Origin of the sequence: Pseudomonas sp. NPDC077451 (assembly GCF_044543345.1) — a bacterium.
Classification (GTDB): Bacteria; Pseudomonadota; Gammaproteobacteria; order Pseudomonadales; family Pseudomonadaceae; genus Stutzerimonas.
This window is the reverse complement of record NZ_JBITVX010000010.1, coordinates 158060-164845: the sequence shown is the minus strand read 5'-3', so window position 1 is coordinate 164845 and position 6786 is coordinate 158060. Positions and strand designations below refer to the sequence as shown.

Below are 6786 nucleotides of genomic sequence, written 5' to 3'. Positions count from 1 at the left end.
CCTGATCCCATCCCGAACTCAGTAGTGAAACGACGCATCGCCGATGGTAGTGTGGGGTTTCCCCATGTGAGAGTAGGTCATCGTCAAGCTTCTACCCCAAACCCCCGATCCTCGTAAGAGGATCGGGGGTTTGTCTTTGGGGGATGGAAAACTCGAATGTGTTCAACAGCATCGATTATGTCTGGCCGAAGCCTGGAGGGGTTATGAATAGCTTGCTACGGTTGCTCGGTGACGGTCGTTTTCATTCTGGCGAAGAGTTGGGAAGGGCTCTCGGTGTAAGTCGGAGTGCTGTGTGGAAATACCTACAGGGACTTGAGGATGAATGCGGTATCGAACTATTCAAAGTGCCAGGGAAAGGGTATCGCTTGGCAGAGCCACTTTCGCTACTGAATTATGAGGACAACGCCGCTGTGTTGGCTCCGCTGGGCTGGCAGCTCTATCTTCGAGAGTCAACCGACTCCACTAATGCAGAGGCGTTGAGGTTGCTACAGTCGGGCGTAGCTGCGCCATTCGTGGTATTGGCTGAGGGTCAAACTCATGGGAGGGGCCGTAGAGGGCGTGTGTGGACGAGCCCGCCGGCACAAAATATATATTACACCTTGGTGCTGAAGGTTTCGAATGGCCTCCAGGGACTGTCTGGGTTGAGTTTAGTCGTTGGGCTGGCTGTTCTCCGTGCGCTTCATCGGGCCGGTATCGAAAGTGCGGGGCTAAAGTGGCCCAACGATGTATATGCAGGCGGCAGAAAAATAGCGGGCATTCTATTAGAGCTCAATGGCGATCCGGCGGACGTATGTCATGTGATTATCGGGATTGGAGTCAACGTGAATATGGCGCCGAGCACCCAGGGCATCGGTCAGGCCTGGACGTCGGTGCGTGAGCAGACCGGAATGCTGGCGAGCCGGGATGATCTAGTGCGCTTTGTCAGTGAGGCCTTATCTCACTATTTGGAAAGGCATGCCCGTGAGGGATTTTCCTCATTACGAGACGAGTGGGAGGCACACAATATCTGGCGCGGGCGACGCTGTACGTTAAGCACCGGCACCCAACAGGTTAAAGGATTGATGAAAGGGCTAGACGAGCAGGGTGCGCTACGCCTTTGGATCGAAGGGCAGGGTGAGCGGTGTTTCAGTGGTGGAGAATTAAGCTTGAGGCTAGACGATGATTCTTGAGCTCGATTGCGGTAATAGTTTCATCAAGTGGCGGGTTGTTTCCGATGCTGATGGCGCGTTGGTAGTGGGGGGTATCGCAGCGCTGGCGGTGGACCTGCTTCAAGACTTGCACAATGCAGATATCAGCACAATTACCCGTTGCCGCATGGTGAGCGTCAGAGACGATGTGGAAACCAGCGCATTAACAGACGTGCTGTCTGGTGAGCTGGGGGTGGAGGTGCTTAAGGTGATTCCAGCCAAGCGCGTCGCCGGCGTTGTTAATGGCTATAAGGAACAGGACCGACTAGGTTTGGATCGGTGGTTAGCTATCATCGCCGCTTATGAAATGTGCAAAGGACCGTGTTTGATTATCGACCTCGGCACTGCGGTCACTATAGATTTAGTCGATTGTAACGGCGCGCACTTGGGTGGTTATATAGCGCCAGGTTTAGCGCTTCTGCGTGGGCAGCTGCTTGCTCACACTCGGCGCATCCAATACGACCCTGCGCTATCCTCGGTTGCGTTGAGTGATATCACACCTGGCAGAGACACCGCCGAGGGTGTCGAGCGAGGTTGTTTAATCATGCTGCGAAGCTACGTTACAAGCCAGATTGGCATCGCTGAAGATCATCTGGGTAAAAACTTCACCATCTATGTTACCGGTGGAGATGCAGCACTGGTTGCAGATATCCCTAGGGTTAGATGCGTTCCTGATTTGGTTTTCAGGGGGCTGGCGATAGCCTGCCCCTAACGAGGTATCCATGCGCTGGCTTTTAATGCTGCTGGTAGTGCTAAATCTTTTATTTTACCTCCATCACATCAACAAGCAGCCTCCTAAGGTGGCGGGTGAGCTCGTGACGCCTTCCGCTTCCGAGGAGGCCGATATCCAGTTGCTTAGCGAAACCAAGCCATTGGAGCCTCGTGGTCCTTCAGGCCACGAGGGGAGTGTTTGCGTATATTTGGGTGGTTTCGACCAAGAATCGGTTGCGCTAGACGTTGAGCAGCGTTTGCTAAGTCTTGATATTGATGCCAGCGTCAAGCCTATCGATGAGGCTGCTGGCACTGACTATTGGGTATATCTGCCACCGCTGGTTTCGCGGCAAGCATCGCTACGGCAGCTGAAAGAGCTCCAATCTCGCAATATTGACAGTTACATAATTACCGTCGGCGATCTGTCTAATGGAATATCACTAGGGATATTCTCTCGTAAGGACTCCGCTGAAAGCGTTGTAAGTCGATTACAAGCTATTAATTATATGGCGTCCATACGCGAGTTGCCGAGAACACACCGTAGCTACTGGATTCAGGTGAGGGGCATTCAGCAGCGCCTCCTGACCGACTCATTGCTTGGCGAGCTCATAAGAGATTTCCCCAAGCTGGGGCATCAACAAATGCCGTGTTCAAGCATTGCAAACGTAGAATAGTTTTCATAGAATGGCGCCCGCTCCGTCGCGCAGCCCTTTGGGTTGTTTGAGGAGAGCTGTCACGAAAGCTAACCTCAGGATTTTAATGAGAAATTGCTTGACAGCTAGGAGGATGGCATTGAAAATGCCGCCTCGTTTTGGAGGGGTTCCCGAGCGGCCAAAGGGATCAGACTGTAAATCTGACGTCATCGACTTCGAAGGTTCGAATCCTTCCCCCTCCACCAGTTTATAGCGTCGGCCTAGGCTACCGCGGGTATAGTTTAGTGGTAGAACCTCAGCCTTCCAAGCTGATGATGCGGGTTCGATTCCCGCTACCCGCTCCAGGTTTTTGCTCACGCAAATACGATACGCTCATGTAGCTCAGCTGGTAGAGCACACCCTTGGTAAGGGTGAGGTCAGCGGTTCAAATCCGCTCATGAGCTCCAATCTCAAAGGCAGATATGTAAATATCTGCCTTTGTTTTAATGGTGGCGTGACTAGCTCAATTCAACGATGGGAGACGGTCTCGATGGCTAAAGAAAAATTCGAACGTAACAAACCGCACCTGAACGTCGGTACCATTGGTCACGTCGACCATGGGAAGACCACGCTCACCGCAGCTCTGACTAAGGTCTGTGCTGAGACTTGGGGCGGCTCTGCGCGTGACTTCTCGCAGATCGACAATGCGCCGGAAGAGAAGGCTCGTGGTATCACCATCAACACCTCCCACGTTGAATATGATTCCTCGATCCGTCACTACGCTCACGTTGACTGCCCTGGTCACGCTGACTATGTGAAGAACATGATCACCGGTGCTGCGCAGATGGACGGCGCGATCCTGGTTTGCTCCGCTGCTGACGGCCCGATGCCGCAGACTCGTGAGCACATCCTGCTGTCCCGTCAGGTTGGCGTTCCTTATATCGTTGTCTTCCTGAACAAGGCTGACATGGTTGACGATGCTGAGCTGCTTGAGCTGGTTGAGATGGAAGTGCGTGACCTGCTGTCGACTTACGACTTCCCGGGCGACGACACTCCGATCATCATTGGCTCTGCATTGATGGCCCTGAACGGCCAGGACGACAACGAGATGGGCGTATCGGCCGTGCGTAAGCTGGTCGAGACTCTGGACAGCTACATTCCAGAGCCTGAGCGTGCAATCGACAAGCCGTTCCTGATGCCGATTGAGGACGTGTTCTCGATCTCTGGTCGCGGTACTGTTGTGACTGGTCGTGTTGAGCGCGGCATCGTTAAGGTGCAGGAAGAGATCGAGATCGTTGGTATTCGTGCCACGACCAAGACTACCTGCACCGGCGTCGAAATGTTCCGTAAGCTGCTCGACGAAGGTCGTGCGGGTGAGAACGTCGGCGTCCTGCTGCGCGGCACCAAGCGTGATGACGTTGAGCGTGGTCAGGTTCTGGCTAAGCCGGGCACCATCAAGCCGCACACCAAGTTCGAAGGCGAAGTCTACGTACTGAGCAAAGAAGAAGGCGGTCGTCACACTCCGTTCTTCAAAGGCTACCGTCCGCAGTTCTACTTCCGTACGACTGACGTGACCGGTAACTGCGAGCTGCCCGAAGGCGTTGAGATGGTGATGCCGGGCGACAACATCAAGATGGTTGTTACCTTGATCGCTCCGATCGCCATGGAAGACGGTCTGCGTTTCGCGATTCGCGAAGGTGGCCGTACCGTTGGTGCCGGCGTGGTTGCCAAGATCATCGAATAATCGATTGATCTGATTCATTCGGGCCGGCATAATAGTCGGCCTGACTCTTGTTAGGCCAGTAGCTCAATTGGCAGAGCGGCGGTCTCCAAAACCGCAGGTTGGGGGTTCGATTCCCTCCTGGCCTGCCAAATTCAATATCGAATTTGGCAGTATTTACAGGGTTCTAGCAGATGAATGTCAAAGCAGAAGCCAAAGACTCGCGCTTCGATCTGGTGAAGTGGCTTGTTGTGGCTGCTTTGGTTGTTGTGGCTGTGGTGGGTAATCAGTATTACGCTGCCGAGCCTATTCTGTACAGGGTTCTTGCGCTGCTCGTATTTGCTGTGGTTGCAGCGTTTGTTGCGCTACAGACGTCTAAAGGTCGTTCCTTTTTCGTTCTACTGAAAGAGGCGCGCGTCGAGATTCGTAAAGTCGTTTGGCCGACCCGTCAAGAGACCACTCAGACCACGCTTATTGTCGTCGCGGTCGTGCTGGTTATGGCGCTGCTGTTGTGGGGTCTTGATTCTCTGCTCGGTTGGCTGGTTTCCATGATTGTAGGTTAAGGGTGTCCCGTGGCTAAGCGTTGGTATGTCGTTCATGCTTACTCGGGTTACGAGAAGCATGTCATGCGTTCATTGATTGAGCGCATCAAGCTTGCCGGCATGGAAGATCATTTCGGCGAGATTCTAGTTCCCACTGAAGAAGTGGTTGAGATGCGTAACGGGCAGAAGCGCAAAAGTGAGCGCAAATTTTTCCCGGGTTACGTTCTTGTTCAGATGGATATGGCCGAAGGCGCTTGGCACCTGGTTAAGGATACGCCTCGCGTGATGGGTTTCATTGGTGGTACCGCTGATAAGCCTGCGCCGATCACGGATAAAGAGGCTGAAGCCATTCTGCGTCGCGTTGCTGACGGTAGTGATAAGCCTAAGCCCAAAACATTGTTCGAGCCGGGTGAAGTCGTGCGTGTGGCTGACGGCCCGTTTGCTGATTTCAATGGCGTGGTTGAAGAAGTTAATTACGAAAAGAGTCGCATCCAGGTCGCGGTATTGATTTTTGGTCGATCAACGCCGGTAGAGTTGGAGTTCAGTCAGGTCGAAAAGGTCTAGCTGAAAAAGCATCCCACACCCCGCAGCTGATGGCTGCGGGGTTTTGTCGTCACTGGGATATTCAAGTGAACAGGGGAGCCGCAAGGCGCTAATACCCAGAATGGAGTACTTATGGCTAAGAAGATTCAAGCTTATATCAAGCTTCAGGTAAAGGCCGGCCAGGCCAATCCGTCGCCGCCAGTCGGCCCGGCGCTAGGGCAGCATGGTGTGAACATCATGGAGTTCTGCAAGGCGTTCAACGCTCGTACGCAAGGTCAGGAGCCAGGTCTGCCAACGCCGGTAATCATCACCGTCTATAGCGACCGCAGTTTCACTTTCGAGACCAAAAGTACGCCTGCTGCCGTTCTGTTGAAGAAAGCCGCTGGCATTACTAGTGGTTCTGCTCGTCCTAACACCCAGAAGGTCGGCACTGTTACCCGTGCGCAGCTGGAAGAGATCGCCAAGACGAAGAATGCTGATCTTACCGCCGCTGATCTCGATGCGGCCGTGCGTACTATCGCCGGCTCCGCTCGTAGCATGGGCCTGAACGTGGAGGGTGTGTAATGGCTAAGTTGACCAAGCGCCAGAAGGCTTTCGCTGAAAAAATCGAAACTGGCAAGCAGTATTCGTTCGAAGATGCCGCGACGCTGTTGGCTCAGCTGTCGGCGGTGAAGTTCACTGAGTCCTTCGATATCGCCATTAACCTTGGCGTTGATCCGCGTAAATCTGATCAAGTTGTGCGTGGTGCTACTGTTCTGCCCAATGGTACTGGTAAAAGCGTTCGGGTGGCGGTGTTCACTCAGGGCCCGGCGGCCGAAGCGGCACTTGCTGCGGGTGCGGATCGCGTCGGCATGGACGATTTAGCTGCTGAAATGAAGGGTGGGGATCTGAGCTACGACGTCGTTATTGCTTCTCCGGATGCAATGCGTGTTGTTGGTCAGCTGGGCCAGATTCTTGGTCCGCGCGGTCTGATGCCTAACCCGAAGGTCGGTACTGTGACGCCGGACGTTGCGACTGCCGTCAAAAACGCCAAGGCAGGTCAGGTGCGCTTCCGTACCGACAAGAACGGTATCATTCATACTTCAGTCGGTAAGGTTGGTTTCGAGGCTGGTCAGCTGAAGCAGAACGTCGAAGCGCTGCTGTCGGACCTCAAGCGTTTGAAGCCGTCCACTTCCAAAGGCATTTATGTCAAGCGCGTAACCCTGAGCACCACCATGGGCCCTGGCTTGGTCATCGATCAGGCGTCGCTCGAGGCGTAAACATTCAGCGCCCTGCTTGGCAGGGTGCGACACATTGGGGTCCCTGCCTGGCGGGGGCTATCCAAGACCGTAGGCGACGTGAGTCTTAAACCGTAGAAGGTTAGCTTTTACAGGCCTACGCAGAGGTGCTCCCGATTCGTACCGAATCAGACACCAAAACCCGTCCGGTTTCGACTGGACGAACCGGTAACA

General features: G+C 54.0%; 8 protein-coding genes, 4 tRNA genes and 1 rRNA gene. All 13 read left to right on the top strand.

The genetic code is table 11. The features are described 5' to 3' along the window. Positions 1–89: ribosomal RNA gene (gene rrf, locus ACIGHL_RS16715) — 5S ribosomal RNA — on the top strand; the annotation flags it as partial. A 114-nt stretch (positions 90–203) separates the two neighbouring features. Then, positions 204–1169: a bifunctional biotin--[acetyl-CoA-carboxylase] ligase/biotin operon repressor BirA gene (gene birA / locus ACIGHL_RS16710; RefSeq protein ID WP_128122066.1), complete on the top strand. Its 966-nt coding sequence runs from the start codon at positions 204–206 to the stop codon at positions 1167–1169. Then, the gene (locus tag ACIGHL_RS16705) at positions 1159–1899 is read left to right on the top strand and encodes a type III pantothenate kinase (RefSeq protein WP_128122065.1); all 741 of its coding nucleotides are present in this window, start codon (positions 1159–1161) and stop codon (positions 1897–1899) included. Before birA ends, ACIGHL_RS16705 begins: the two co-directional genes overlap by 11 nt. 10 nt (positions 1900–1909) lie before the next feature. Next, positions 1910–2572 carry an SPOR domain-containing protein gene (locus ACIGHL_RS16700; RefSeq protein ID WP_128122064.1) on the top strand — a complete coding sequence of 221 codons (663 nt, stop codon included), beginning with the start codon at positions 1910–1912 and terminating at the stop codon, positions 2570–2572. Positions 2573–2711: 139 nt separating this feature from the next. Further along, a tRNA-Tyr gene (locus ACIGHL_RS16695) sits at positions 2712–2796 on the top strand. A gap of 25 nt (positions 2797–2821) precedes the next feature. Continuing rightward, positions 2822–2895 (top strand) — tRNA-Gly (locus ACIGHL_RS16690). A 26-nt stretch (positions 2896–2921) separates the two neighbouring features. Beyond that, a tRNA-Thr gene (locus tag ACIGHL_RS16685) sits at positions 2922–2997 on the top strand. A gap of 83 nt (positions 2998–3080) precedes the next feature. Further along, complete coding sequence (tuf, locus tag ACIGHL_RS16680) at positions 3081–4274, top strand: elongation factor Tu (protein ID WP_025240334.1); 1194 nt, start codon at positions 3081–3083, stop codon at positions 4272–4274. A 52-nt stretch (positions 4275–4326) separates the two neighbouring features. Next, a tRNA-Trp gene (locus tag ACIGHL_RS16675) sits at positions 4327–4402 on the top strand. Positions 4403–4444: 42 nt separating this feature from the next. Then, the gene (gene secE, locus ACIGHL_RS16670; protein ID WP_128122059.1) at positions 4445–4813 is read left to right on the top strand and encodes a preprotein translocase subunit SecE; all 369 of its coding nucleotides are present in this window, start codon (positions 4445–4447) and stop codon (positions 4811–4813) included. A 9-nt stretch (positions 4814–4822) separates the two neighbouring features. Next, positions 4823–5356, top strand: coding sequence for a transcription termination/antitermination protein NusG (gene nusG, locus ACIGHL_RS16665; RefSeq protein WP_019342058.1), 534 nt, complete (start codon positions 4823–4825; stop codon positions 5354–5356). 111 nt (positions 5357–5467) lie between these two features. Beyond that, entirely contained in the window at positions 5468–5899 is a 432-nt protein-coding gene (gene rplK, locus ACIGHL_RS16660) for a 50S ribosomal protein L11 (RefSeq protein WP_019342057.1), read from the top strand. After that, positions 5899–6594, top strand: coding sequence for a 50S ribosomal protein L1 (gene rplA / locus ACIGHL_RS16655; protein ID WP_128122058.1), 696 nt, complete (start codon positions 5899–5901; stop codon positions 6592–6594). Before rplK ends, rplA begins: the two co-directional genes overlap by 1 nt. The last annotated feature ends 192 nt before the right edge of the window (positions 6595–6786 follow it).